The organism is Acinetobacter sp. NIPH1876 (genome assembly GCF_022808535.1).
Lineage (GTDB): Bacteria > Pseudomonadota > Gammaproteobacteria > Pseudomonadales > Moraxellaceae > Acinetobacter > Acinetobacter higginsii.
This window is the reverse complement of record NZ_JALGBR010000001.1, coordinates 133,537-159,748: the sequence shown is the minus strand read 5'-3', so window position 1 is coordinate 159,748 and position 26,212 is coordinate 133,537. Positions and strand designations below refer to the sequence as shown.

Genomic DNA, 26,212 nt, shown 5'->3' with positions numbered 1-26,212 from the left:
CCAAAACGTCAATAAATGAAATAAATTTGATCAAAAAATAAACACAAAGGCGACTCATCATAGCAATATATGACTGAAACAGTCGGAATACTTGCATTATGAGGAAAAAGATGAGTCATTTTTAGCCAAAATCCCTTTTATTCATCAAATAGCAATGCGGTTTCATCCTCTTTTCGAATCAACATCCAACTAAAATAAAGGCCAATCGACATGGTTAAAAACAGTAATAGATAGAATGGGAAATGGGTATTAAAGCGGTACAGGAATGTACTGAGTAAGGGGCCAACAATTAAACCCAATGCCTGTGTTGCCGTACAAAAACTTGCCATCTTAACCTGTGATTGCTGGGATACGGCTTGAGCAGCACCTGTGGTAAATGCAGGTAATAAACACGCCACAGAAATACCATAAAAAATATAACTTGCCTGAAATACAAAAATTGTAGGTGCGTAGAGTGAAAATAATAGACCAAAACACATTGTGACTAAACCAATAATCACCAAACTATTTAATTTGAGTTTAAACACTTTCACGATTAAAAGTTGGGTCAGTACTAGACAAATGCCAACGACCAACATGCATTGAGAAAAATAAACTGCACTCTGTTGGCTACTGAGATAAAACTTATCCTGAATATAAAAACCTGCCGTCATATTTAAAGTCACAATTGCAACATAAGTGACAAAACCTAGAGTTAACCAGATCAGACTTTGCTTCAGAATTGGCTCATTCGCTCGTGCATTATCTTTATCTTGTTGCGGATTGAATGACTCAGCCTGAACTTGCGGACTTTTACTAAACAGGATGCCGAGTGCAATACTGACTAAGCCAAGTAAAGCCACAGCAATCCACATTGGGAAAAGTAAACCACCAAACAATAAAACTGAGGTTGCAAACGGGCCGATAATCATCCCAAAACTATTCATCGCACCAAACATCGCCATTTGCTTGCTACGTTCAGCGGCTTCACTCGCATGTGTCATTACATAGCTTTGCAGACCAATTTGTGGCAAAGCCATAAAAATACCTGTAGAAGCACGACTCAATACCAGTAAGATAAAAATCAATAACGTGGGTAAAATCGCTTGTGATCCAAAATACAGAATCAAGGTGAAAATAGCCCAAGTAAAGGTCATTCCCCAAAAGCCATAATTGACGAGTTGGTTGGGAGATAGCTGATTTTTCTTTTTCGCAATCCAGATCGAGGCAATTGCCATACAGATTGCCCCTGCTGAAACAATCACACCACCTTGGAATTCAGATAAATGTAATTGTCGTGTCAATGGGGCAAGTAAAGGGAGAATCATGGAAAAACAAGTTCCATTGATCAAAGCAGCTAGCGCTAAAAACTTTAAATTATTGTTCATCATGAAAATCATCAAAAGAAAAGGCATCTAAAACAGATGCCTTTTTGATTAGATTAGTATTTGAGGGTATAACTCAAACCATAAGTACGACCTTGTGCAGCTAGACTAGAAATATCGCCATACACTGTCGAAACTGCTTGGCTATATACAGACTTATAATCAGTATTCCAAACGTTATAAACACCAAATCCTAAAGTACCCGGACCGGCTTTCGCATTGGCAATCACATCCATAACTGCAAAACCTTTAATTTCAGCAGGTGGGCGACTACCATTTTCAATGGCTTCTTTACGCGCTTTGTCTGTACCGCCAATTGCCAAGGTTTGAACACGCAAACCTAGACCATCGTTAAATTGCCAATCTGAATAGACAGTTCCTTTTAAGGGTGCAACACGGATGGCATCTAACTCTTGCCATTTGCCACTGGTATTTTTAAATTGACCACGTGTATAAGCCAAAGTACCACCGACATTCCATGCATCAGTCACCGCATACTTCACATTACCTTCTAGCCCATAAACACGCTCATCGGTATCAATCACTTCGATTGCAAAGTTTGGTGGACCAAATTTCAAAGATTTATCCGACTTGTTATAGAACGCAGTAAGCCCTGTGGTTAGAGCATTGTCTTGTAGACGCCAACCTAGCTCAAAACTATTCACTTTAATTGGATCAATGGTTTGATTGCTTACGACAAAGTTTGCTGGAACGTCTCTGAGCATACGTTGTACATCTGGCAAGTTTGCACCTTGAGAGAAATTGGCAAAGACTTGTTGAGCATCTGTTAAATGATAAACAGCCCCTAAGTTAAATAAAGTCGCATCATGCTTGACCGACCCACCTTTTAAAGTTACTGGATTATATGTTGGAATAAAATCTGCAATCATCGCTTCAGAATAAGGAACAGAATCCTGCACTTGGCTATCAATTCGCTCATGGCGCACGCCTGCCTGTAAATTTAAGCGATCAGTGACTTCAAATTGACTCTGTAAAAAGAAACCTAACTTCTCAGTATCTACATCTGGACCAAAACCATAATTATTTAATGGTTTGAACTTCAGACCATTACTACTCATAAAAGTATTTAGATCATAAAGCTGTGCGGTTTGCTTGCCTTTTTCTTTGTCATAATCGACACCATAAGTGAGATGTAAAGCGCGTTCCGCAAGGTTTAATTTGCTTTGTAAAGCTAAACGCGCACCAAATACATCAATATCAGTTTCCGATTGAGTAACAATATACATCCCTTTTTGAGGATGGGCTGCATGTGCTAAATAGTTTGCACTTGGATAAAACCGACCTTTTTCAGTACGATAGTAAGCTTCTGCATTTAAAGTCTGACCAAAGAAATCTTGGTTTTCATATTGCGCATTTACAGCTGCACGTTTTGTTCTTGGCTGACTGTCTAGTTCCAAACCTTTCACTGCTTTCTGGCTTGGTTTTGCACCTCTAAGTAAAACAGCTAAGCCTGGTCCATAGTCTGCACCATAGTCACTGTCTTGTTCATCATTATAATATTGTGCACCAATACTAATACTTTGCTTATCAGCAAACTGCCATCCCAAGCGACCATTGACATCGATGGTTTCCGTATCTTGACGGTCAGTCTGAGCAACTTCAGGTCCAATTCGATCGCCATGACTGTCTTGAATCTCACCGCGCTTGGTATAGCTTGCCCCTAAGAAACCATTCCAGTCCCCTTGTTTAAATGCAGCAGATTGATATGCTTCATAAGCCAAGGCATCATTTTTAAAGTTATCGCCTGAAGTTACACCGAGTTTTGATTCAAAATGAACACCCTCGGTCGACCCTTTTTTAGTAATGATATTGATGATCCCGCCTGTTGCACCAGAGCCATAAATGCTACTTGCACCAGAGACCACTTCAACACGCTCAATCATATCAGGGCTAATACTATTTAATTGACGTGAACTATCACGCGAACCCGTTTGTGGTACACCATCAATCATATACTGGACTGTACGACCACGCATGGTCATTCCATAGTTACTGGTTGTACCAGAGCTTGGTGTAAGCGATGGAACTAATAAGCCTAAAATATCTGCTGTGCTTTTACCCGCAGCGGCTTGTTTTGCAATATCTTCTTGTTCAATGCGGTACACCGTACCTGCAATTTCAGCAATACTTTGTGCTGAACGCGAGGCTGTCACCACAATAGGTGCAAGTTGTGTTGGTTTCTGACTTGTAACAGCAGCAGTCGTTTGAACAGATGCATCTGTTTCAACTGTTTGAGCATATAGCTGAGTACTGATTGCTAAGCTTAACAGCGTTAATGATGTCGAAAGTGAACGTACTTTCATAAATTACCCCTAGGTGAGTTGTTTCGTTTGTTTTGCTTTGTGGATTAACACTTGGCTGAGCAAGACGCTCAACACAGATGCTGCTGCGAGAATGAGATAGAAATTTCCATAACCAAATGCTTTGGCCAAGAAACCAGACATTGCACCGCCAATGAAATAAACCAGGAGTTCAAAACAGACCAAAATGGTGAAGTCTGTTCCAGCTTGTTCCTTAGAGCTGGTATGCATGAAGTGCGCATATAAAGCAGTCATCGCGATATAACGAATCGCCAAAATAACTACAACAAATAGCCCCAATAACATTTGCCACTGATTAAACCAGCTGAGTAAGACCGCGATGCCCAGTAAGGCATAGACCAAACTGCGTGCCCAACCAGCCCAAATCAGTAATTGTGTTGCTGCAATTTTTTTTAACAGGAATGCGGCTGTCACTGCTGCCAATAACCCAATGCCCGCGCCAATCACAGACATCAGTACGCCAATCTCTGCCAATGACCATTTTTGATCAATCAACATCGGATTGAGCATGGCCATTGCTGGCGCTTCGACTACGCGATAACAGACAATCAAAGCCAAGGCCCAAAGCATCTCAGGGCGCTTAAAGGCTCGAATCAGACTCGGCGCTTGTTTGGCAATTTTTTCAGTATTGGTTTTTTCTTTAATTTGAAACACTGCAAGCATGGTGAATGCTGTCATTGCAGCTAAACAAATCAGCGCTGTTTGCCAACCATACAATTGATAAAGCCACAAAGTTGCAGCACCACCAATCATACTGCCCAGCGCCACGCCAATACTTTGTGCCATACTGCCTAATCGGTATTCGGATTCAGAAAAGGTTTCGACGGTATAACCATCAATCGCAATATCTTGGGTTGCGGCAAAGGTTGAAATCCATAAACCGACAATAACAAATACACTTAGACCATAATCGAATTGTGTCAAAGCCAAGGCAACGACACCTAATACCAAGGCTATTTGGGTGAATAAAAGCCAAGTTTTGCGTTTTCCAAGTGCCTTAAAATAGAAACGATCAATTAAGGGTGCCCAAAAAAACTTAAATGCCCATGGGATATATAGCAGCGACAACATGCCAATCCAGCGTAGATCGACCCCTTGATGACGTAGAATTGCAGGTAAGGCAACATTGTAAAAGTACAGCGGCAATGCATGTGCAAGGTACAACACCACCACCACAGATAAGCTCAGTGCAGAGACTGTTTTGATTGGAAAATCTTGGTCAGGTTTTATTTGTTGATTCATAAGTACCTCTGCATCGCCCATTGCACGGCAGCGGTCTTTTCTAAACTGACAAAATAAGGAACATGCCAAGCTTTTTGCAAAGCTGGCGTGTCTAATCGAATACGATCTGCCTCATCTTGGGCAATTCGGGCAAGGCCTAAACAATACTGGTAAAAATCTTGTTTATATTGTTTGTACCATTTCCCCTGAATCACCCGATATTCTTCTGGAAATTCAGTGTTTGGCTCGGTTTGCATAATCAGCACAAAACTTCTTTTTTGTTCGAAATATTGTTGAATATGCATTAACCATTGCTCAAATTCTGCCACTGAGACATGCTCGGCAAAGCGCATGTCCAAGATGTGCATCTCATTGATAGATAGGCTCATGTAACACTCAGGATTTTGGCTGGCTGATTGGCTAGCTGTTGTTGTGACGTTTGGTAATATTCACCAAACTTGTTATAAAAAGTTTCTCTAAAGCAGTAATACAACATTGCCGTTTTTTCTGGCATAGGAATTAAACGTTGAGTTTCGTAGCAGAGTTCTGCAACCACAGCGGCATAAGGTTTAACCGTATGATCAGGCTCACCCACAATTTTCTTGGCTTGTGAATGTTCAAAAATATAGAAGCTGAGCAAACGAATGGTTGGACGTAAAAAGCCCTTACCAAACACAGATTTATCACCAAATAGCAAATGCCAACCGAGATCATTGTCATCACCTTCGTAATAACGACCTAAACGATCACGCTTACCTTCATAGATCTCGGTATAGCCCACATCTTTGCCATCCACACCCACAATCAATAAACGTTGATGGTCATCCGCCAGCATCTTGTCGAAGTAAACCTGTAAATCCAGTTCTGACTTATTCAATTGCCACTGTGGAATGACATGTGGCTCATGCATCCATTGATGTAGCAAAGGAATATCTTGTGGGTATTGCACTTGGCGTAAGTAGTATTGTGTGCCATCTTCGTGGTATTCAAAATAATCTGGTAATTGCTGAGAAATAGTTTTCATATCGAACCTTTATAAATTTAGAAAAAGACTTAACCCGCTTTAGATTCAGCTTGTTGAGCTGACCATTCAGCCAATGTTTCAGGGCTCACGGGATTTGCAATTGGATCAAGGAAAACAGGCACAGGACGCTCTGCTTCATCGTTATAACTGGTGGTAAATAAACGAACACGGTTTAAACAAATTTTGGTGTACGTTGGGCGCAGCATGGCAAATTTTTCAGCTCGTTCAGCCAGTTCTGGATGTTGTTGGTTAAACGCAACAATGGTGTTGGAAATGGTCTGCCAGAAATCGAGTTCTGAATATTCTGGATAATCTTGTAAGAACACATTACAGATATAACGGTAATGCACCATGAACAGCCCAGTGAAAATGAAATGACTTAAATCTGTTGCTTCATGACGTAATAACAAACCGCCTTCAGATGGCAATTGAGCCAATTCAGGGAAATCTTCATCCACTAAATTGATGTCATCAATGAAGTCTTTTAATACCAAGGCTTTTGGCACACCATTTTCATGTACCAACATGGTATTTTCGCCATGCGGTGAAAAAGCCAAGCCGTAGCGATACAGGCAAAGCAGTAACGGACTGAGGCAGACTTGAGCAAATTGTGCTAACCAAGCCAGAGGACTCAAACCAGACGCTTGAATCAGTACACTTAGGATCGATTGACCTGAAATATCTCGGTGTAATAGTGCTGCTTGAGAAAGCACTTGTTGTGATGGATCAACATAGCGATCGACACTTTCACGCCACAAGCAACCAAACAATTCTTTAAATTGATAAGGTGCACCTTCAATTCGGTCAAAACAAGGTTGGTGAATGGTTAAGCTCGCCACTTCACCCAAGAAAATCACGCCAGTTTTTTGTAAGTCTTGATCTTGCTGATGGATTTGCTTTAACCACGCGGTTACAGCTGGGGCTGCAAGATTACGTTTTGATGGGAGTCCACGATAAACAGCGGTATTGAAAATACTAACAGGCAGTTTAATGTAATGACGTTGTAGGTTTGATGTGTTGCATAATGTCCGAATAGACTGCATTGGCACATAGCTGTCTTGGCTAATGTTCAGCTCAATAATTTTTTGGTCAACAATTTCATTGGCATAAGTTGGAACCAGCCATTGATGCCATTGCCAAGCATGTACAGGAATCAAAAAGTAATTTTGCGGATCTAAATTCTTTTCTTTCAAAATTTGGATGAACTGTTGCAGCTCATTAGCATCAAATTCATGTTGATATAAACCACAAGCATCCCACTGCTTTGTACTACGGAACTCAGCCAAATCACGATGTACGGCCAACCATAATACTTTGACTTCTGGTGATAGCTCTGGTGCAGCACTTAAATAATCGTCATAACCAAAGCCCATGCGGCCTTTGCTCATAATCAACCAAGGGTGACCACGTAGCATGCCTTCAACTTTATAGTGCGGTTCAGTCAGCACGGCTGTGCTTGGTAAACGCGCTTCATTAAATAAATGCGCTTCTGCCAACCAAGTATTATTCATTTCCTTAATCAAATACGCTTTGGTGAAAGGCTTTACGTTTGCCTTGTCAGACATTGCGACAATAAACTCATGTAAATTCCAAGCAGGCTGATCACTGTGCTGACCGTTGCTTACATCACGTACTGAGCCTTCCTGAATATTCCAGTGTCCAAGCAAATATGGGTGGCCTTGGAATTCATAATGACGATTGCCTAAATCCAACTGATAACGTCCTGTTGATAAGGCTTTAACTTCAATAATTTCTTCATATAGAAACTCTGCAATCGCCATTTCAATGAGACGCTGTCCAGCGGCACGCCATTGCTGCTGATTAATTTTTAAAGTTGCAAAGTTCATATCAATTTCTCATAAGTTGAATGTACAGACACAGTTTGTGTACGTGTATTTGCACAACGACTACCTGCATGCGTTGTAATCGTGCTCTGTTCTGTTTTCTTTAAAATAGACTGGTTTTGGCTCACAGCTTTTTCAGAAACACCCTCGACTGAAAGTGCTTGGTCATCTGCCATTTGGATTTTAGGATTCTGATTGAGCTCAAAATGCTGGAAGGTCTGCGCCTGCTGATCGAGTTCATAAAGCGACTCACCAAGCAACTGGTTAATAATCGTCGCTGCACGGTAAGCGCCAAGCCCTAAGTCTGGTGTACCGACCCCATGGCTATGCATTTCCTGATTCTGGACAAAAATATGACCATTTAGATGATGTACAACACGATAGTCTTCAGTGATTTGCCAACGCTGTTTATGATCAAATTCAATATAAGGTTTCAGCAACTGCATAAAACCAAAATCAGGGGTAAAGTAACCTGTTGCAGCAACCAGGAAATCACAATCTAAATGGAAAGCCTGTGTCGTGGCACGATGTTGGAAATGCAGTCGAATTTTTTGCGTATCTAAGACTTCTGCATCTTTCAAATCACATTGGCTATGTAAATGTGTCTGCAAACTTTGACCCGCAATGCTACGGTGATAAAGTTTTTGATAGATTTCACGGATGGTCTTTGCACTAATGCCCTTGTATAACAAAGACTGCTGCTGCAATTGTTGCTCTTTCTTTTCAGCTGGCAAAGCATAAAAATGCTGTGCATAGTCTGGGCTAAAATGTTCCAGCCCCAATGGTGCATATTCCATTGGAAAGAAGCCCTGAGAACGAGTAAACCAGTGTAGGTCGAACTGATGATTGGCTGTATCTTGCTGCTCATCAAACAGATCAATAAAGACTTCGGCTGCGGATTGTCCTGAACCAAGTACCACAACATCGCCGTGTAAATCTGTATCGGCATGCGTCATATATTGTGCAGAATGCAGACATTTTTGTGGTTGCTGTTGCTGCACTTTGGCCAAGCATTCAGGCAAGTAAGGCACATTACCGCTTCCGATAACCAGATGACGGCATAAATAACTGTGCTGAACACCCTCCGATTCCACCACAACTTTAAAGCCAATGGTTTGAGGTTCGATCTTCAAAACACGAGATTGATATTCGATACAATCAAGTTGTTCTGCAACCCATTGACAGTAATGGTTATACTCACAACGTGGAATATGCGGTTGTTCTAAAAAGTAAAATTTATATAAACGTTGCTGATGGCGCAGATAATTCAAAAAGCTAAATGGGCTGGTTGGATCAACCATTGAGACCAGATCCGCCATGAACGGCACTTGCAATACCGTATTGGGTAACTGCATTCCTGCATGCCAGTCAAACTGGGCTTTCTGCTCAAAAATTGCATAGTTCAGTGTGCTTTTATTATGCAGTAGGCTGGCCAGACTCAGATTAAATGGCCCTAGACCAATTCCAATAAAATCAAGCATAACTGACATCCTTCTGTGAAATACGCAGCGGATTTGGCAGTTCGACATAGACAGATTGGTTCTCGACAGGCGCAATCAACTCATCTAATTCATGTAAACGTGTGAGCAAATTACCTTTATAAGGCAAGGTTGCATTGAACAATAATCCCTGTAATAAAGTACTGTCTGGATATTGCTGCAATTGTTCCTGCAAGAAACTTGTTAGATGCCCAAGTAATTCATCCTCAGTAATATAGCCTGTTGCACCAATCGCATTGATAATGCCGAACAAGGTATTGCCAAAGAAATAATAACTAAAACGGTCATCCACGAAATCTTTAGGCCCGACGGCAAACGCTTTTTCTTTCAGCTCAGGCAGCGCTTGCAGAATTTCAGTGGCGAACTCTTCGATATAATAAAAACCTTGGTTATCACGTAGCCATAAGCTTTTTGGGAAATGATTCTCTAGTTCCAACAGCACATTTTGCTGATGCGATTCAAATGCCATACCATGGCGATGATAGACATACATCAACGGTTGCAAACTGACTTCGAGAAAACGATTAAACCAATCCAAAGCAATTTCTGAGAAATCGGTTTCATGATGTGCTTTTGCAATTTTTGCGAATAAAGCATTAAAACGATTTAGAGGTTTATTTGGATGATCCTGACATAAGGATGCAATACAAGTGACTTGCTGTTGAGGATGGAATGGCTGATCGCGGAAAATACAGATACTTTCGTTCACCACCTCATCATCAATTTTCAAAGCAATCCATGCTGGATCATTCACTGCTTTTAAGCTTGGGCAATGCTTTAAAATATTCTGACCAAATTCACTGTGCCATAGACGATGAGTGAGTTCACCACGGTGGCATTCTTTCGCTAAATTGACTCGAATAGAGTTGGTAATCATCACCGAAAGCGATGGTTTTACCATCCACGGCGCATTAAAACTCGCAAGTGTTCGGATCGAAGTGGTTGGAGAAAATTGCCAGCCTCGTAAGCCAACATCAATTAACTGTCCCGTTTGTTTTAAACGTTCAAACCAAGGCTTACTTTGCAAATAGCGGGCTTGCCAAGGATGTAATGGGAGTAATTTATATGCTGTGTGGGTCTTGAGCAGATTGAGATCATTTTCAGACAAATACCACTGTAACGCTGTTTTTAATTGAGCTGAAATACTTTCATCCGTAGCGCTGCCTTCTGAGATATAGTCCTGATGAACCAGCCAATAATGTAGTTGCGTCTTGCCTTTATGTTCAGGTGAAAACTTTAACCAGTCTTCATGTACAAAACCTGTTCTACTTTTCGGCGCTGGATGCATGCTATGCCCTAGAATCAGTGCCTGTTCGGTTTCAATAAAATTCTGGCCTGCTTTTACCAAGTCGTCGAAATCAGCTTCGCGCTGCGCTAAAAACTGTTGTAATGCATCACGACTCTGAATCCACTTCTCCAGCAAAGAAGCTGCATCTAATGGAATAGAGGACTCAAAAACCAATTCCTCAAGCAATAGCCCGACAATTGCAACAGTACTAAATGGTTTGACTTGTCCATGGATAATAATTTGTGGAAGATCTGCTAAACGATGTCGCCCGACTCGACTGACATAAGATAAAGGGAAATTACATTGCGCTTGAATAGAATGGATAGGGATTGATAACAGCGTCAAACCTTGGCTAAACGCTTGTTGTTGTGGACTTTGCTGACTGTTATCTAGCAAGTGACCTTTGCCAGTTTCTTGCGTATATGCATTGACGAAATGTTGCATCGCCAACCGATTGGCAAGTGATTGCATCTGACGGTATCCTCTTTCAAGAGAGTTAATTTGTTTTTCGAAATGTTTTAGGCCTGAAACACATCTTAAGCACAAGGGAGTTTGCGATTAAGATAGAACTAATGATAATTATTATCATTTACTATTTCAATTCCATAAAAGAACCTGAAAAATGCGATCTAATTTATTGAATTAATTTGTTTTAAATATTAATTTAGCTTAATAAAGATACAAAAAGATAATAATAATTCTCATTAAATAAAATGATAACTTTTTAATTGCTAATTGCTTTTGTAGATTCTTAAAAAAAATAGATATAACAATAATTTATAAAAAACATTGTCTGTAAAAATTATTTTTCTAGTCTAAAACATCAAAAAATTCAGCACTCAGTAATTTTGCGAGGTCCTGTGGATTAAGACCAATATCCAGTCCCCGTTTCCCACCACTGACATAAATTTTATTGAATGTTTGCGCCGTTGCATCAATAACCGTCTTTAGTCGCTTCTTCTGCCCCAATGGACTAATCCCCCCCACAAGATAACCTGTTAAGCGCTCCGCATCTTTAGGATTCGCCATTTGTAGTTTCTTACAGCCTACTGCTGTCGCCACTTTTTTTAGATTAAGTTGATGGTGCACAGGTAAGATTGCAATGAAATAATTCTTTTCATCGGTCACCATTAATGTTTTAAAAACTTCTTCCACCTTTAAGTTGAGTTTTTCTGCAGCTTCTAACCCGAAACTTTTTGCATTCACATCATGTTCATATTCATGAATAGAAAATTGTATTTTATTTTTTTCCAATAGTTTACAAGCAGGTGTCATAACAATTCTGTATTTTTGTCTAATGTTGGTCGTGTGATAAGTGTAGCATTTTTAAATAAAGGTTTAAATTTGCTTAGGCTATTTTTGATATAAATCTATTCTTGATAAATACTCTAACAACCTCATATATTGGCTAACGGTGGAATAAACAGGCTCAATGGTTATATGAGTTATAAGCATAATAATTTGATGGCGATGCGTCAGAATTATTGGGATGATGAATCATCCAGCACAGTACAAGCTGAAAAACAATTTCTCAGAGAGATACTTGTTAAAGAAGGCGTTTTCAAAGATGCGACTTTAGACGACACCAAGTATTTTTTCTTTACGCTGCCAAGTATTATTATCGTTAAAGCGTATGCAGTTGGGTTTCACCACAGTCAAGTAAAACAGATGCTAGTGAAACATATTCACAGCAATCGTGCTGCGTTGATGAGGAAATCTTCACTTAAGATTCAGTTTAAAATTTAGAACATTTGTATAGTAAATAGCAAATTTCTACTTAGGCTATTTTTATGAAGATACCCTATTGCACAAATTTAGACTGATAATTCAAGAGATTGAACTATTTTAATACGTTCAAAAGCGGTAATATCCGCTACAATTCAAGTCTCGGCTTTCAACCCTCCGATTTCAGCATAGGACTTTTCTTTCATGTCAGATCAGAACGATAAGCTTAAGAATCTAAAAACCTCATCGGTGGATCGTCGCTTATCTATTGCAAAAGCTTCTCTACTTGCTGGAACACGCTGGGCGACAGCAAGTGCCACTTCTATATTCTCGAGCGAAGAAGAAAAAGAGAAGAAACGAAAAAAGGCCATGGCTGAGCAGGCACACTATTTAGTTTCTGAAATTGGTAAATTAAAAGGTTCAATTGTTAAGATTGGACAAATGATGGCTTTATACGGTGAACATTTTTTACCTGAAGAAATCACACAAGCCTTAAACACATTGAATAACCAAACAGTTGCACTGGCTTGGCCTGCAATCAAAACACATTTGCAAGAACAACTGGGCTCAAAATTAAATGATCTCACTATTGATCATGAGCCAATTGGAACAGCATCACTTGCTCAAGTACATCGTGCTACACGTAAGTCAGATGGTTTAGAGCTGGTCCTAAAAATCCAGTATCCTGGTGTTGCTGAAGCCATTGATTCCGACATGAATCTGTTCAAAAACATGCTGAAACTAACACGTATGGTGCCTCAAACCCGTGAATTTGATCAGTGGTTCGATGAAGTTCGTGAAATGATGCATCGTGAAGTCGATTATGGCATTGAAGCGGCAACCACACGTCGTTTTGCTGAGCGATTGAAAGATGATCCGCGTTATGTAGTACCTGAAATTATTGAGGAATTTTGCGCTGAAAAAGTGTTGTGCATGACCTTTGAGCGTGGCGTACCAGTCAATAGTCCAGTGATGCTTTCCCTGCCCCAAGAGCGTCGCAACCAACTCGGCGAAGCTTCTTTAGAAATTGCGGTACGTGAGCTATTTGAATGGGGTGAAATGCAGACCGACCCGAACTTTGGTAATTACTTGGTTCGTTTAGGCAATGGTGATGACGTTAAAGATAAAATTGTGCTACTCGATTTTGGTGCGATTCGACAATTCGACAATAACTTGCTCACGGTTGCACGCAATCTGATCCATGCGGGTTATGACCATGATAAGAATGCCATGGTCAAAGCCATGACAGGTTATGAATTCTTTGATGCCATGCCTGAAAATGTTAAACCAGGTATGGCAGATGTTTTCCTGATTGCAACAGAAGCATTTAGCTGCCCGAGTAACAATCCTGATATGCCAATTGGTATTATGGATGATCAGGACCGTTATGACTGGAAAAAGAGCCAATTGCATAATCGAGTGATGCAACAGGCTGGGCAATCGATGGCTTCACGCTATTTCTCGGTTCCACCAAAAGAGTTTATGTTCATTAGCCGTAAATTTATTGGTGCTTATACTTTTATGACCGTGATTGATGCGAAAACCAATGTACGGAAAATGATTCCGCAGTTTGCTGAATAACTTACCTATGCTGTATTTAAAAGGCCTGTCTAACTGATTAGACAGGCCTTTTTTATTTGCTTTACAGAACCGACTTAGGCACGAACTTCTTCAGTACTATTTTTTATTTCATAAGGCAAGCCGACATAATTTTCTGCCAAAGTCGTCTTGCCCGCCGTAGAGCCAAGAATATAGCTAAGTTCGGCTTGTTTAATCTTATGTTCAAACTCACTTTCTGTTTCAAAGCGATGCAACAAATGCGTCATCCACCAAGAAAAACGCTCGGCCTTCCAGACCCGTTGTAAACATTTTTCTGAATATTCCTGAATGCCCTGATCTGAACCTTCGACATAATATTCAATCAATGCCCTGGAGAGATAAGCAATATCTGAGGCTGCCAGATTCAATCCTTTTGCGCCCGTTGGCGGGACAATATGTGCCGCATCACCTGCTAAAAACAGCTTGCCGAAGCGCATCGGTTCAGTCACAAAACTGCGTAGCGGTGCAATACTTTTTTCGATCGATGAACCTGTTACCAACTTTTCTCGGCTTTCAGCATCTAAACGCAATTTCAGCTCTTCCCAAAATCTCTCATCTGACCAATCTTCAACTCGATCATTAAGCGGCACTTGCAAGTAATAACGGCTACGTGTTTCTGAACGCATACTGCATAAAGCAAAACCACGTTCTGATTGGACGTAAATCAATTCATCGGCTACAGGTGGTACATCGGCTAACACGCCTAACCAGCCAAATGGATACACTTTTTCATAAGTCTTGATTTTATCCTGAGGCACACTGGCTCGGCATATTCCATGATAGCCATCACAGCCTGCAATAAAGTCACAGTGAATTTTAAATACCTGCCCTTGATGTTCAAATTGCACTTTAGGTGTCTGATAAAAATCGCTAACCTGTACATTGTGTGCTTCATAAAATGATTTAAGTTGTGCGGCCTCACGTGCCATCATCAAATCTTTGGTCACTTCTGTTTGACCATAAACCGTGACTTGCTTTCCACCTGTCAATGCAGATAAATCAACGCGGTGCTTCTGTCCATTGGTGAGTATCTCAATGCCTGAATGCGGCAATCCTTTCTCGTTTAGATGCTGGTCAACACCTGCCTGCTTAAGTAAATCAACAGATACTTGTTCCAAGATGCCAGCACGTATTCGCGAAGCGACATAATCTGCACTACGTTGTTCAATAATAATATGCTCAATACCTGCTTGATATAAAAGCTGCCCAAGTAGCAATCCAGCTGGACCCGCACCAATAATCGCAACCTGCGTTGTTAAAATTTCCATGACATCTTCCTTGTGATCTCCTGTCATTTAACTTACTGCTTTTAAGTTTTGTGCACGATATAGCCAAGTCGAAAAGAACCGTTTATCATTTTATTTGTCCGGATAGCGGACAAAACATCACAATAACAGGAATGGAAGCATGGTTAAGGTTGATGCTGTGATAGAGCACCCCAATTCGCATGAACAGATTCGTCAGGAAGACTACATTGCAGGTTTGGCAAAAGGTTTAGCTTTACTGGAAGCTTTTGGGGTTGATCGACAACGTTTAAATGTCACTCAAGTGGCTGAACGGACTGGAATTAGCCGAACAGCAGCACGGCGTTATCTTAAAACTTTAAAATATTTAGGCTATTTAGACACAGATGAACATTATTACTGGCTCACGCATCGTGTATTACGTTTTTCTAGTTCTTATTTAAGTTCAGCACATCTACCTAAAATTGCCCAATCCTTCCTTAATCTTTTATCTGCCCAAACGTCATTGACCTTTTCATTGGTGGTCTTAGATGATAATGAAGTGGTACCGATCGCCCGTAGCTATCTGCCTCAACAAGATAATCTAAGGGTGAGTCCTTATGGCATGCATTTAGGCAATCGTCTACCTGCACACGCAACGTCAACAGGGAAAGTCTTATTGGCTGCCCAACCAGAGACAGCTCAACACGACTGGATTAAAAGGTTTGGTTTAAAACGTTTAACCCCTTTTACAATAACGGATGAAAATAAGTTCTTTGAGGTGCTGAAAGGTATTTCACAAGCAGATTATTGCCTTTCTAAAGAAGAACATGAACTCGGTGTCATCGCAATTGCAGTACCTGTGATCAATGCTCAAGGAAAAGCGATTGCCGCTGTAAACTGCATGTCACAGACCAATCGTGTACAAGAGGATTATTTAGTGCAACAGATTTTACCGCTACTACGCAACACCGCCAATGAACTGCGTAATGTGATTTAGCAGCATTTGTCCCTAAAGTTTTAGGGACAAATCACAAGGAATTTGTTAACCCTACTTAAAATGGATAATGTGGTGCTTGCGCCTGAATGGTCATCCATTGCCATTGGGTAAACTCATCCTCATTTGCAGGCCCACCAATCCGTGTAGCATTGCCTGATGCACCAAAGCCGCCAAAAGGATTCACAGTTTCATCATTTACGGTTTGATCATTGATATGCAATAAACCTACATTCAATTGTTGGCCAAGCTGCATGCCGCGCCCAACATTTGCAGTAATAATCCCCGCTGAAAGCCCATAGTCACCATCATTTGCAAGTTCAACTGCCTGTTCATCCGTGCTAAAAGGAATCAGAACGGCAACAGGACCGAAAATCTCTTCTGTAAAAATCGGATTGTCCTGTGTTACATCAGCTAAAACCGTTGGCTCAAAGAAAACACCATTGGCTTGTCCACCCACTTCTAGTTTTGCTCCATGCGCAATCGCATCCTTAACCAACTGCTCAACCCGTTGCGATTGCTTGGCATTAATCAGTGGGCCAATCGTGACATCACTTTGCAAAGGATTACCCACCACAAAATTTTTGACTTTCTCAAGCACACATTGTTTGACTTGAGGATAAATCTTCTCCTGAATCAGGATTTTTCCAGAAGTCATACAAATTTGACCCGAATGCAAAAAAGCACCCCACGCGATATTCTCTGCTGCAAGCTCAATATCGGCATCGTCCAGAATAATCAGTGAGTTTTTGCCACCTAACTCAAGTGATACTTTTTTCAGTGTTTTAGCTGCATTGGCACCCACAATACGACCTACATGGGTTGAACCAGTAAACTGGATACTGGCAATATTTTTATCCAAGGTCAGGGCCTCACCCACTTCAGCACCACCAGGCAGTACATGTAATAATCCTTGTGGTAAACCAGCCAATTCAAAAATACGGGCAATTGCATAACCGCTACAGACTGCAGTGCGTTCATCAGGTTTTAGTACCACCGCATTTCCAAGCGCTAAGGCTGGTGCAACCGCACGCAACGCAAGATATAATGGAAAATTAAACGGCGAAATGACACCAACTACACCTAAAGGCACTCGCTTGGCTAAACTCAATTTACCTGCCGTAGTTGGCAATAATGTGCCCTGATCAACGGCTGGTAATCCAATACAATGCTTTAATACCTGTATTGAGATATTAATCTCAAAACCTGCTTTTAATTGTAGCGAACCACTTTCTTTCACCAGCCACTCGATAATTTCAGCCTGATGCTCCGTTAGGATCTGAACTGCGCGCTCAAAAACCACCTGACGCTCTTGATAACTAAGCGCCCACCATTGCTTTTGTGCAATCTTGGCTTGCTGAGCTGCATCGACCACATCGGATGTATCTGCATATCCAATCTGCCCTAAGGACTCACCAGTCGCAACTTCAACCACTTGATAACCGTTTTTGGCAGATTGCCATGTACCACGAAATAATTTTTGATCCCAAATTTCTTTTGTTAAAATAGACATCATTAACCTCGTTGTATTTCCTTAAATAAAGTATTCACTTTTAGGCGGGTTTACATCCAAAAATGTACTGGCAAATACTTGCCTGTATTTTTCTGACGAAGAAGTAGAAAAACTTACACTCCATCATCAACTAATATTTAAAAACAAACTGTTGCTTTTTGATGTCTTGTTATCGCAAATGTTCAAAAGAAATTGATCAGCTCAAATGGTCTATTTAGGCCGTTGTTGGCTTGATTTGGTGATCAGACTGAAAATCTTGATAGGTCTTACGATCATGTGAATTTTCAATCAAAGGCAGGACTTCTGTCATACTGTTTAAACAACGCTGTGCAAGCTCAATATATTCTTGAGTGCCCTTTATTTTCCATGCGCGTTCTTGTTCTGTTAAATCTCGCACAACTTTTGCTGGGCTCCCCATTGCCAGTACATTGGCAGGAATTTGATCTTTGGTTTTGACCAAACTATTTGCGCCAATTATGCTATTTTCATCAATCTCGGCATAATCCAAAATGACGCTATTCATACCAATCAACACATTTTTACCGATACGGCAACCATGTAAAGTCGCAGCATGACCAATATGTCCCATTTCTTCAACAAGGGTGACGCTTTGCGGAAAGCCATGAATGATGCAACTGTCCTGTACATTGGCATTTGCTTTGATATGAATACGGCCAAAGTCCGCACGCAATGAGGCAAATGGCCCAATATAAGCTCCAGCTTCAATAATCACATCACCAATTAAAACCGCAGTGGGATGAACAAATGCACGGGGGTGAACCACAGGAATCACCCCATCAATGCTATAGCAAGGCATGACTCAATCTCTCATTACTTTGGGTTAAGCCACCAAAACGACGCCAGAAATGTGCAGTTGCATTTGGCATTGGCCCTTCCGATGTTGCCGCAACCGATAAGAAATAGTCATCAGCCGCTTCAAAGACTTTTTTGTAAATGTTCATGGATAATGTACGGGCATTGACTGCAGGCCAGTCCGCCGATAATAGTTCTAAGGGCAATGCAGGATCTTTCAGTAAAATACGACGATAGTAATGAATCAATAAGGTCCGAATCTGGAAGGCTTGAATCGGTTCAATATTTTCGTCATCCTGCATCAAAATCACGCCAATCTCTCGAAACATATCCAGAAATTGCAGATAACGTTGACGTAACTCATCAATCGGCCAATTGGTTTCTAACATACGGCCAATCGTTTCGGTTGAGTTATTAAACAGCTGTAAGGTCTCAGCCTTAAACACCACCACCTGTTCACTCATATTTAAGTCAACCAACAGCTTTTGTAGCTGCAAGCGGTTTGAACCTGGATAAGCCATCAGATTGGTAGAAATATTAGCAAAACCCAACCATTCCAGTTCTTTCTTTAAAAATGCCTTATTGTCTGTATCCAAACTCGACATCAAAATCAGGTCCCAAGAATGATCCCACTCTTTCATCTGATCATTATAAATCCGTTGCTCAGCCTGCAAATATTTGGAACGACTGGCATCGGTAATGCGGTAGAAACTGGTCCTGCCAATTTTATCTGAACCAAGCCAATCACTTTTAACCAAACGAAAAACAGAAGTTCGTACAGCACGATCATTAAAATCAAACAACTCCATTAACTGAATCAAGCTGGCAAGACTGATATTTCCACCTCGATGCAGCACTGAATCGCCAAAAATAGTCGAAATCAATGAGGTACCACTTAAGGGTTCATTCTGAATAATTGAATCAATAATTTGCTGTAACTTTACACTCATACTTTTATCTTGGCATTTAGATTCAGGATATAGGGAATACTATACCCTGAATGATTATAATGTTAAGCAATCTGACGCATATCAATGACGCGTTTTGCTTTACCCTCAGAACGTGGCAAGGTCAATTCATTCACCACTTCCACCGTAACAGAAATCCCAAACATGGTTTTAATCCGCTGCATTAACTGCTGAGCCAATTGCTGCGCCTGCTTGTCACAGTTATGGCACATTTCGGTACGGATATGCAAAGTATCCATATGCCCTTTCTTTGCCACCAGAATTTCATAATTCGGTACCAGACTCGGCACTTGTAAAATCTGTTCTTCGATCTGTGTCGGGAATACATTGACACCGCGAATAATCAACATGTCGTCACTACGCCCTACAATTTTATCCATACGGCGCATGGCAAGATTCTGACCTGCCAATAAACGGGTTAAATCGCGGGTACGATAGCGGATAATCGGCAAACCTTCTTTGGTGATGGTGGTGAATACCAGTTCGCCCAATTCACCATCTTTACATACTTCACCTGTTTCAGGATTGATGATCTCAGGATAAAAATGATCTTCCCAAATGGTTAAGCCTTCACCTTCGCCCAGACACTGCATCGCAACCCCTGGCCCCATAATCTCCGATAAACCATAAATATCCAGCGCTTTGATATTTAAACGTTCTTCGATTTCACGGCGTAACTCGTTGGTCCAAGGCTCAGCACCAAAAATCCCAACTTTTAACGAGGTATTACGGGCACTGCCTAATTGCTGCTCCAGTTTTTCAATAATGCTGACACAATATGATGGCGTCACCATAATTGCCGTCGGTTTAAAATCCTGAATCAGTTGCACCTGTTTCTCCGTCTGCCCACCTGACATTGGAATCACGGTTGCACCTAAGCGTTCAGCGCCATAATGTGCGCCTAAACCACCTGTGAACAGACCATAACCATAGGCGACCTGAATCATATCTTTGGCACTTAGACCTGCCATACGCAGGCAACGTGCTACGATATCCGACCAAGTATGGATATCTTTTTGGGTATAGCCAACGACAGTGGGTTTCCCTGTGGTACCTGAAGAGGCGTGTAAACGAACAATCTGCTCCTGTGGCACCGCAAACATTCCAAAGGGATAGTTATCTCTTAAATCCTGTTTGGTGGTAAATGGGAACTTGGCCAGATCATCCAAGTTGACGAAATCATCGGGATGTACACCTGCATCGTCAAACTTTTTCTTATAGACAGGGCTATTGGCATAAACATATGTCAAGGTGTCTTTTAAGCGTTTGGTTTGTAGCGCTCGTAACTCCGCAAGCGTCATTTTTTCTACATCTTGTGTTATCAGGCTATCCACTGCCGTATCTCCTATGTCGTTATTACACGAGAACCATCTACATTAATTTAAATTTTCTAAAATAAGGGCCACACCTTGGCCGACACCAACACACATGGTGCACAGTGCATATTGACCACCACGTCTTTTTAATTCTCTGGTGGCAGTAATCACCAAACGAGTTCCGCTCATACCCAGTGGATGTCCAAGGGCAATCGCACCACCGTTCGGATTAACACGTGCATCATCATCTTTTAAACCCAACTCACGCATACAGGCCAAAGACTGAGCTGCAAATGCCTCGTTCAGCTCAATCACATCCATTTGATCTAAGCGAAGACCTGTTTGTTTTAAAAGTTTCTGAACTGCTGGCACAGGCCCAATGCCCATATATTTTGGCTCAACACCTGCACTTGCAATCGCGACCACACGTGCCAAAGGTTTTAATCCGTGGCTATCGGCAAACTGACGATTGGTTAATAACACACAGGCCGAACCATCATTGACACCAGAAGCATTGCCCGCAGTGACTGAACCACCCTCTTTACGGAATGGGGCTTTGAGTTTTGCCAAGCCTTCTAGGCTAGTCTCTGCTCTTGGATGCTCATCTTGGCTAAAAATGGTGATGTTCTTTTTACGATCGACCAGTTCAACGGGCAAGATTTCATCTGTAAAAAAACCATTTTGTTGCGCCACTGCCACTTTTTGTTGACTACGAATCGCAAACTCATCCTGATCTTGTCGGCTAATCTGGTATTTCTCAGCCACATTCTCAGCCGTTTCCGGCATGCTGTCGGTACCATATTCGGCTTTCATCTTTTTATTAATAAAACGCCAGCCAATCGTGGTATCAAATATTTCCGGACTGCGTCCAAATGCTTCTGTCGGCTTGGCTTGAACAAAGGGCGCTCGGCTCATTGACTCCACGCCACCTGCCAGTACAAATTGAGACTCGCCCGATTTAATTGAACGTGCAGCCAAGCCGACTGCATCTAAACCAGATGCACATAAACGATTCACTGTCATTGCAGGAACAGCTTCAGGTAAACCAGCCAATAAGGTTGCCATACGCGCCACATTACGGTTATCTTCACCCGCTTGATTGGCACAGCCTAAAAACACTTCATCCAATTCTTGCCAAGGTAAATCAGCATGCTTTTCTTTTAAATATTTAATCGGCAATGCAGCAAGATCATCAGTACGCACTGAACTTAATGCACCTGCATAGCGACCAATTGGGGTACGAATAAAATCGCAAATTAAAACGTCTTCCATGTTGACTCCTGTCTATGCAAAGGCTTTTAAATCTTTTGAATAATCACCGCGAATACACTGCTGCTTCGCCACGTATTGTTTGAGATAAAGACTTGCACGATATTTTTCTTCGCCATAGATGGCATATAAATTGTTTAGCGTTGCCAAGACGTATTCAGCACCCAATTGCATCATCCATTGATACGGCCCTTTAGGATAGTTCACTCCATATTTCATGGCATTATCAATATCTTCCATACTCGCAACACCATGCAGACTTGCTTCACAGGCTTCATTAATCAGTAAAACAATAGTACGCAAGGTTAATAGTGCTGGATGATCACTGATCCAAAGTACCTTGATCTGGGATTGGGCAAAGAAATCCTCAACAGTTGCAAGATCATCCGCTTGGCAAAGATGGTTATGGCTAAGAACCACCGCCTGTGCCTGTTCAAAATGATGATGCCAATCCATCAATACCGTTTTACGATTTGGATAATCGATATTGACAGATTCTCCATGACTTAGACGCAAATCAACATCATCAATTTGGATGATATTTTCATTGCTTGCTAAAGCACGACTTAAGCCCAGACGTTCTAATAAATTCGGGCATTGCGCCCATGTACCTTTGACTTGAACATCAGCATGAAAAGACGGCGCAGTAATAAGCTGAGGCTGAAAAGTCGCATACTGATTTTTTTCATCATAGCGATAAAAGCCTTGCTTTGATTTACGTCCCCATGTACCAGCATCAACCAATTCTTTCTGAATCAGGCTTGGGCGATAACGCGGTTCATAAAAGAAGGCTTCATAAACACTTTGAGTGACTGAGAAATTAACATCTTGCCCAATTAAATCGGTTAACTCACACGGCCCCATCGCAAAACCACCGCACTGCTTTAAGGCATAGTCGAGCTGGTCATAGGTTGTGACCTGTTCTTGCAAAGCGCGAAATGCTTCTGCATAAAACGGACGGGCAATACGATTGACAATAAATCCAGGCGTTGACTTGGTTAACACAGGAATTTTGTTCCAAGCCAGCATGAGCGTTCTTAATGACTGACATAAAACTTCCGTTGTTTTTAAACCCTGTACAATTTCGACCAACTTCATCACAGGTGCAGGATTAAAGAAATGCAGTCCAACCACTCGCTCAGGATGTGGAACAGCAGATGCGATTGCTGTCACTGAAATAGATGAGGTATTGGTGGCTAAAATAGTATGTTCGCTACAAATCGTCACCAACTGCTTAAACAAAGATTGTTTCACTTCCAGCTTTTCAACCACCGCTTCTATCACCAAATCGACACTTGCCAATGCTTCGATTTGATCAGCAATGGTCAAACGTGAAAGTGCTTGCTGTGCCTGCTCAGAGGTTAGCTTGCCTTTTTCTGTCAACTTCGCGAAGGTCTGATGCAATCCATCAACCGCCTGTTTGGTCTTTTCACGATCGAGATCGTAGAGAACCGTCGAATGACCATTGACCATCGCCAATTGAGCAATACCGATCCCCATTGTTCCAGAACCAATCACGGCAATTTTGGCATGAGACAAATCTAGATTCATCATGCTTAGCGCCCCTGAAAGTCAGGCTCACGCTTATTCATGAAAGCTTGCACCCCTTCACGATAATCTTCTGAGCGTCCTGCGATACGTTGTAAATCTCGCTCCAAGAACATCTGCTCATCAAAGCTGTTATTACTGGATTGGTGGATGGCTTTTTTAATCAGTGACAGGCCAAAGGTGGGCTGTTTGGCTAAACGTTCTGCCAGTTCAGTGACTTTTGATTTCAGCTCAGCATCTTCGGCAACATCCCAAATCATGCCCCATTCTTTTGCGGTTTCCGCAGGAAGTTTATCTCCCAGCAAAGCTAGCCCCATTGCACGGGCTTGACCTACTGCACGTGGCAGAAACCAGGTTCCACCTGAGTCTGGAACCAGACCTAAACGACAAAATGCTTGTACAAAATTGGCAGATTTCGCGGCGACAACCAAATCACAAGCCAAAGCGATATTTGCACCTGCACCCGCTGCCACACCATTTACCGCACAGATCACGGGCTTGGGCATATTGACAATCATTTTGATCAGCGGGTTATAGTAGGTTTCAATCGAGTAACCTAAATCAGGCGCAGCAGCATTTGGATCAACCACACGATCGCCAAGATCTTGCCCTGCGCAGAAACCGCGGCCTTCACCACTAATCACGACACAACGAATATCTTGGTTTTTACTCCAAAAGCCCAAGACCTCAGCGACTTCACGGTGCATATCCACGTTAAAACTATTCAGTGCCTTTGGTCGATTAAAAGTTAAATAACCCACCGCATTTTTTTCTTCTACGATAATATTTTGATAGTCCATCATTCACCTCTAAATACAGGCTTTCTTTTTTCAAAGAATGCGTTAATTCCTTCTTTTCGATCATTTGTTGCCGCCAACCAAACAAAATTCTGGCGTTCAAGCTTTAACCCCTGACTCAGTGTTGTTTCATGAATACTTTTGATCGATTGTTTAATTACCCGAATCGCCAAGGGTGCTTGTTGAGCAATTTTCTTGGCTAATTGAATGGCATATTCCACAGTTAATGCTGTAGGGACCACTTCGCTGCAAATACCGTGTTGCTCTGCCTGTTGTGACGAAAGCATCTCCCCTGTCATCGCCCAGCGCATGGTCAATTGTTGCCCGACTAAGCGTGCTAAGCGTTGTGTGCCGCCTGCACCTGGTAACATGCCTAAACCAATTTCTGGCAAGGCGAATTTGGCATTTTCACCACATAGTACGATATCTGTGTGTAAAACCAGTTCAAATCCCGCACCCAAGGCATAACCATTCACAGCTGCAATAATTGGTTTACTAAACGCATCAATCTTCTGCCATAGTTTTGGACGGATATCGAGTTGTAAAGCCACTGAATCCATTTCTGCTAACTCAGCAAGATCAGCACCTGCTGCAAAACAATATTGATTGCCTGTTAGAATAATGGCTTTGACTCTGGCATTGTGTTCTGCCTCTTCGAGCAATTCGCATAAATATTGCAAAGTCGCATTATTTAAAGCATTCCGTTTTTCAGCACGATTGAGGGTTAATAGCATTACACCATCAATTGTTATTTCGGCTTTGATCAGCTCTTGCATAGCCACCTCTACTCATCAAAGCTCAAACGGACATTTGAGCCTTTAGGTAAGGTTTGACAGCTCAGCACATAGCCCTTTTCGACTTCATCATCTTCAAGACTGTAGTTCAAGAACATATCAACATCACCAGAGAGCACCTTACAACGACAGGTCGCACACACGCCGCCTTTACATGCATAAGGTAAATCTGCACCTGCACGTAATGCTGCATCTAAAATGCTTTCATCGTCTTGAGACACTGACACGATCAGTTCACGACCATCCAGTACAATATTGACTTGTTCTTCCTTACGATTCGCATCAGCATCGACTGCTCGTTTACGGACATGACCGGTATTAAAACGTTCAGTATGAATCTTGTCTTTACTTAAACCATAGGTCGGTAACAGGCTTTCGACTGTGTCCATCATTTCATCTGGGCCACAGGCAAAAACATGATCAAAATTGCTTTCTAGCACGTCATGATCAAACAATTGCTTTAATTTTGTTTCATCTATTCGACCATTCATCAACTCACTTTCGTTGAATTCACGGGAAAAAATATTGATCAACTGGAAGCGTTCTTTAAATTGATCTTTCAAATCCATAATTTGCTCAGCAAACATGGTTTGTTTCCATGAACGATTACCATAGAGCAAGGTAAAATTCGATGTCGATTGTTCAAACAAAACCTGTTTAATAATCGACAAAATTGGGGTAATACCACTGCCAGCAGCAACACCTAAAAATGCTTGACCGCCAGATCTGGCTGCTTTTTGAAAAAAAACACCCTGTGGTGGCATCACATCAAGAACATCGCCAACTTTTAAATAATCATTGGCCCAATTTGAGAATTGGCCTTGATCCATCTTTTTCACTGCGATACTGATATCTTCTTTCGGTGCATAACTACAGATCGAGTAGCAACGACGAATCTCACCTGCCTCAGTTAAATGGCGAATCGTTAAATGTTGACCTGGCTGAAATTTAAATTGTTCTTGTTGCTCAGGCACAAGATCAAACGCAATACAAATGGCCTGATCTGTCTGAGGGGTAATACTTTTTACTTTTAAGGGAATAAATTGGCTCATGGCTGATTTCCTTATC

At 41.5% G+C, this 26,212-nt stretch carries 22 protein-coding genes; 3 read left to right on the top strand and 19 right to left on the bottom strand.

The annotated features are described in order from the left end of the window. Positions 1-137: 137 nt before the first annotated feature. From MN869_RS00730 to ybaK, 9 genes are all read right to left on the bottom strand, one after another. Positions 138-1,394: an MFS transporter gene (locus tag MN869_RS00730; RefSeq protein WP_279324126.1), complete on the bottom strand. Its 1,257-nt coding sequence runs from the start codon at positions 1,392-1,394 to the stop codon at positions 138-140. 26 nt (positions 1,395-1,420) lie between these two features. Further along, positions 1,421-3,688 (bottom strand): TonB-dependent receptor, encoded by a 2,268-nt coding sequence (locus MN869_RS00725; protein WP_004807313.1) that lies wholly within the window; start codon positions 3,686-3,688, stop codon positions 1,421-1,423. Positions 3,689-3,697: 9 nt separating this feature from the next. Next, the gene (locus MN869_RS00720) at positions 3,698-4,948 is read right to left on the bottom strand and encodes an MFS transporter (RefSeq protein ID WP_033133085.1); all 1,251 of its coding nucleotides are present in this window, start codon (positions 4,946-4,948) and stop codon (positions 3,698-3,700) included. Next, a complete protein-coding gene (locus tag MN869_RS00715) occupies positions 4,945-5,316 on the bottom strand; it encodes a hypothetical protein (RefSeq protein WP_033133084.1) in 372 nt (123 codons plus the stop codon). The genes MN869_RS00720 and MN869_RS00715 overlap by 4 nt, the downstream gene beginning before the upstream one ends. Beyond that, positions 5,313-5,951: an acinetoferrin biosynthesis acetyltransferase AcbD gene (gene acbD / locus MN869_RS00710; protein WP_004807319.1), complete on the bottom strand. Its 639-nt coding sequence runs from the start codon at positions 5,949-5,951 to the stop codon at positions 5,313-5,315. Before acbD ends, MN869_RS00715 begins: the two co-directional genes overlap by 4 nt. Positions 5,952-5,980: 29 nt before the next feature. Continuing rightward, positions 5,981-7,798: an IucA/IucC family protein gene (locus MN869_RS00705; protein ID WP_005315685.1), complete on the bottom strand. Its 1,818-nt coding sequence runs from the start codon at positions 7,796-7,798 to the stop codon at positions 5,981-5,983. Next, positions 7,795-9,276 (bottom strand): SidA/IucD/PvdA family monooxygenase, encoded by a 1,482-nt coding sequence (locus MN869_RS00700; RefSeq protein ID WP_033133083.1) that lies wholly within the window; start codon positions 9,274-9,276, stop codon positions 7,795-7,797. The genes MN869_RS00705 and MN869_RS00700 overlap by 4 nt, the downstream gene beginning before the upstream one ends. Continuing rightward, positions 9,269-11,053 carry an IucA/IucC family protein gene (locus tag MN869_RS00695; protein ID WP_033133082.1) on the bottom strand — a complete coding sequence of 595 codons (1,785 nt, stop codon included), beginning with the start codon at positions 11,051-11,053 and terminating at the stop codon, positions 9,269-9,271. The genes MN869_RS00700 and MN869_RS00695 overlap by 8 nt, the downstream gene beginning before the upstream one ends. A 339-nt stretch (positions 11,054-11,392) precedes the next feature. After that, positions 11,393-11,857 carry a Cys-tRNA(Pro) deacylase gene (gene ybaK, locus MN869_RS00690; protein WP_005315694.1) on the bottom strand — a complete coding sequence of 155 codons (465 nt, stop codon included), beginning with the start codon at positions 11,855-11,857 and terminating at the stop codon, positions 11,393-11,395. A 165-nt stretch (positions 11,858-12,022) separates the two neighbouring features. Between ybaK and MN869_RS00685 the strand changes: the two genes are divergently transcribed. Together MN869_RS00685 and MN869_RS00680 are read left to right on the top strand one after the other, a co-directional pair. Then, positions 12,023-12,328 (top strand): hypothetical protein, encoded by a 306-nt coding sequence (locus MN869_RS00685; protein ID WP_004807329.1) that lies wholly within the window; start codon positions 12,023-12,025, stop codon positions 12,326-12,328. Positions 12,329-12,511: 183 nt separating this feature from the next. Beyond that, positions 12,512-13,888: an AarF/ABC1/UbiB kinase family protein gene (locus MN869_RS00680; RefSeq protein ID WP_243306764.1), complete on the top strand. Its 1,377-nt coding sequence runs from the start codon at positions 12,512-12,514 to the stop codon at positions 13,886-13,888. Between the two features lie 74 nt (positions 13,889-13,962). On the opposite strand, the gene pobA is transcribed toward MN869_RS00680, so the two are convergent. Beyond that, entirely contained in the window at positions 13,963-15,174 is a 1,212-nt protein-coding gene (gene pobA, locus MN869_RS00675) for a 4-hydroxybenzoate 3-monooxygenase (protein ID WP_033133080.1), read from the bottom strand. Positions 15,175-15,313: 139 nt separating this feature from the next. On the opposite strand from pobA, the gene pobR reads away from it, so the two are divergent. Beyond that, a complete protein-coding gene (gene pobR, locus MN869_RS00670; protein WP_033133079.1) occupies positions 15,314-16,129 on the top strand; it encodes an IclR family transcriptional regulator PobR in 816 nt (271 codons plus the stop codon). 55 nt (positions 16,130-16,184) lie between these two features. On the opposite strand, the gene MN869_RS00665 is transcribed toward pobR, so the two are convergent. The 9 genes from MN869_RS00665 to MN869_RS00625 form a co-directional block, all read right to left on the bottom strand. Next, on the bottom strand, positions 16,185-17,639 hold the full coding sequence (locus tag MN869_RS00665) for a benzaldehyde dehydrogenase (RefSeq protein WP_033133111.1): 1,455 nt from the start codon (positions 17,637-17,639) through the stop codon (positions 16,185-16,187). A 214-nt stretch (positions 17,640-17,853) separates the two neighbouring features. Continuing rightward, complete coding sequence (locus tag MN869_RS00660; RefSeq protein WP_033133078.1) at positions 17,854-18,456, bottom strand: carbonic anhydrase; 603 nt, start codon at positions 18,454-18,456, stop codon at positions 17,854-17,856. Next, complete coding sequence (locus tag MN869_RS00655) at positions 18,443-19,402, bottom strand: PaaX family transcriptional regulator C-terminal domain-containing protein (RefSeq protein ID WP_033133077.1); 960 nt, start codon at positions 19,400-19,402, stop codon at positions 18,443-18,445. Before MN869_RS00655 ends, MN869_RS00660 begins: the two co-directional genes overlap by 14 nt. Before the next feature lie 62 nt (positions 19,403-19,464). Beyond that, on the bottom strand, positions 19,465-20,754 hold the full coding sequence (gene paaK, locus MN869_RS00650; protein WP_243306762.1) for a phenylacetate--CoA ligase PaaK: 1,290 nt from the start codon (positions 20,752-20,754) through the stop codon (positions 19,465-19,467). A 42-nt stretch (positions 20,755-20,796) separates the two neighbouring features. After that, positions 20,797-22,008 carry a 3-oxoadipyl-CoA thiolase gene (gene pcaF, locus MN869_RS00645; RefSeq protein WP_016163594.1) on the bottom strand — a complete coding sequence of 404 codons (1,212 nt, stop codon included), beginning with the start codon at positions 22,006-22,008 and terminating at the stop codon, positions 20,797-20,799. Between the two features lie 12 nt (positions 22,009-22,020). Continuing rightward, positions 22,021-23,559 carry a 3-hydroxyacyl-CoA dehydrogenase gene (locus tag MN869_RS00640; RefSeq protein ID WP_033133075.1) on the bottom strand — a complete coding sequence of 513 codons (1,539 nt, stop codon included), beginning with the start codon at positions 23,557-23,559 and terminating at the stop codon, positions 22,021-22,023. 2 nt (positions 23,560-23,561) lie between these two features. After that, positions 23,562-24,353, bottom strand: a complete 792-nt coding sequence (paaG, locus tag MN869_RS00635) for a 2-(1,2-epoxy-1,2-dihydrophenyl)acetyl-CoA isomerase PaaG (protein ID WP_005212165.1) — start codon at positions 24,351-24,353, stop codon at positions 23,562-23,564. Further along, a complete protein-coding gene (locus MN869_RS00630; RefSeq protein WP_033133074.1) occupies positions 24,353-25,126 on the bottom strand; it encodes an enoyl-CoA hydratase-related protein in 774 nt (257 codons plus the stop codon). Before MN869_RS00630 ends, paaG begins: the two co-directional genes overlap by 1 nt. 8 nt (positions 25,127-25,134) lie before the next feature. Continuing rightward, entirely contained in the window at positions 25,135-26,196 is a 1,062-nt protein-coding gene (locus MN869_RS00625) for a 2Fe-2S iron-sulfur cluster-binding protein (protein WP_005188882.1), read from the bottom strand. Positions 26,197-26,212: the final 16 nt, after the last annotated feature.

Coding starts and splice junctions, on each gene's coding strand:
- MN869_RS00730 (WP_279324126.1), bottom strand. CDS start 1,394: ATGCCTTTTCTTTTGATGATTTTCATGATGAACAATAATTTAAAGTTT.
- MN869_RS00725 (WP_004807313.1), bottom strand. CDS start 3,688: ATGAAAGTACGTTCACTTTCGACATCATTAACGCTGTTAAGCTTAGCA.
- MN869_RS00720 (WP_033133085.1), bottom strand. CDS start 4,948: ATGAATCAACAAATAAAACCTGACCAAGATTTTCCAATCAAAACAGTC.
- MN869_RS00715 (WP_033133084.1), bottom strand. CDS start 5,316: ATGAGCCTATCTATCAATGAGATGCACATCTTGGACATGCGCTTTGCC.
- acbD (WP_004807319.1), bottom strand. CDS start 5,951: ATGAAAACTATTTCTCAGCAATTACCAGATTATTTTGAATACCACGAA.
- MN869_RS00705 (WP_005315685.1), bottom strand. CDS start 7,798: ATGAACTTTGCAACTTTAAAAATTAATCAGCAGCAATGGCGTGCCGCT.
- MN869_RS00700 (WP_033133083.1), bottom strand. CDS start 9,276: ATGCTTGATTTTATTGGAATTGGTCTAGGGCCATTTAATCTGAGTCTG.
- MN869_RS00695 (WP_033133082.1), bottom strand. CDS start 11,053: ATGCAATCACTTGCCAATCGGTTGGCGATGCAACATTTCGTCAATGCA.
- ybaK (WP_005315694.1), bottom strand. CDS start 11,857: ATGACACCTGCTTGTAAACTATTGGAAAAAAATAAAATACAATTTTCT.
- MN869_RS00685 (WP_004807329.1), top strand. CDS start 12,023: ATGAGTTATAAGCATAATAATTTGATGGCGATGCGTCAGAATTATTGG.
- MN869_RS00680 (WP_243306764.1), top strand. CDS start 12,512: ATGTCAGATCAGAACGATAAGCTTAAGAATCTAAAAACCTCATCGGTG.
- pobA (WP_033133080.1), bottom strand. CDS start 15,174: ATGGAAATTTTAACAACGCAGGTTGCGATTATTGGTGCGGGTCCAGCT.
- pobR (WP_033133079.1), top strand. CDS start 15,314: ATGGTTAAGGTTGATGCTGTGATAGAGCACCCCAATTCGCATGAACAG.
- MN869_RS00665 (WP_033133111.1), bottom strand. CDS start 17,639: ATGTCTATTTTAACAAAAGAAATTTGGGATCAAAAATTATTTCGTGGT.
- MN869_RS00660 (WP_033133078.1), bottom strand. CDS start 18,456: ATGCCTTGCTATAGCATTGATGGGGTGATTCCTGTGGTTCACCCCCGT.
- MN869_RS00655 (WP_033133077.1), bottom strand. CDS start 19,402: ATGAGTGTAAAGTTACAGCAAATTATTGATTCAATTATTCAGAATGAA.
- pcaF (WP_016163594.1), bottom strand. CDS start 22,008: ATGGAAGACGTTTTAATTTGCGATTTTATTCGTACCCCAATTGGTCGC.
- MN869_RS00640 (WP_033133075.1), bottom strand. CDS start 23,559: ATGATGAATCTAGATTTGTCTCATGCCAAAATTGCCGTGATTGGTTCT.
- paaG (WP_005212165.1), bottom strand. CDS start 24,353: ATGGACTATCAAAATATTATCGTAGAAGAAAAAAATGCGGTGGGTTAT.
- MN869_RS00630 (WP_033133074.1), bottom strand. CDS start 25,126: ATGCAAGAGCTGATCAAAGCCGAAATAACAATTGATGGTGTAATGCTA.
- MN869_RS00625 (WP_005188882.1), bottom strand. CDS start 26,196: ATGAGCCAATTTATTCCCTTAAAAGTAAAAAGTATTACCCCTCAGACA.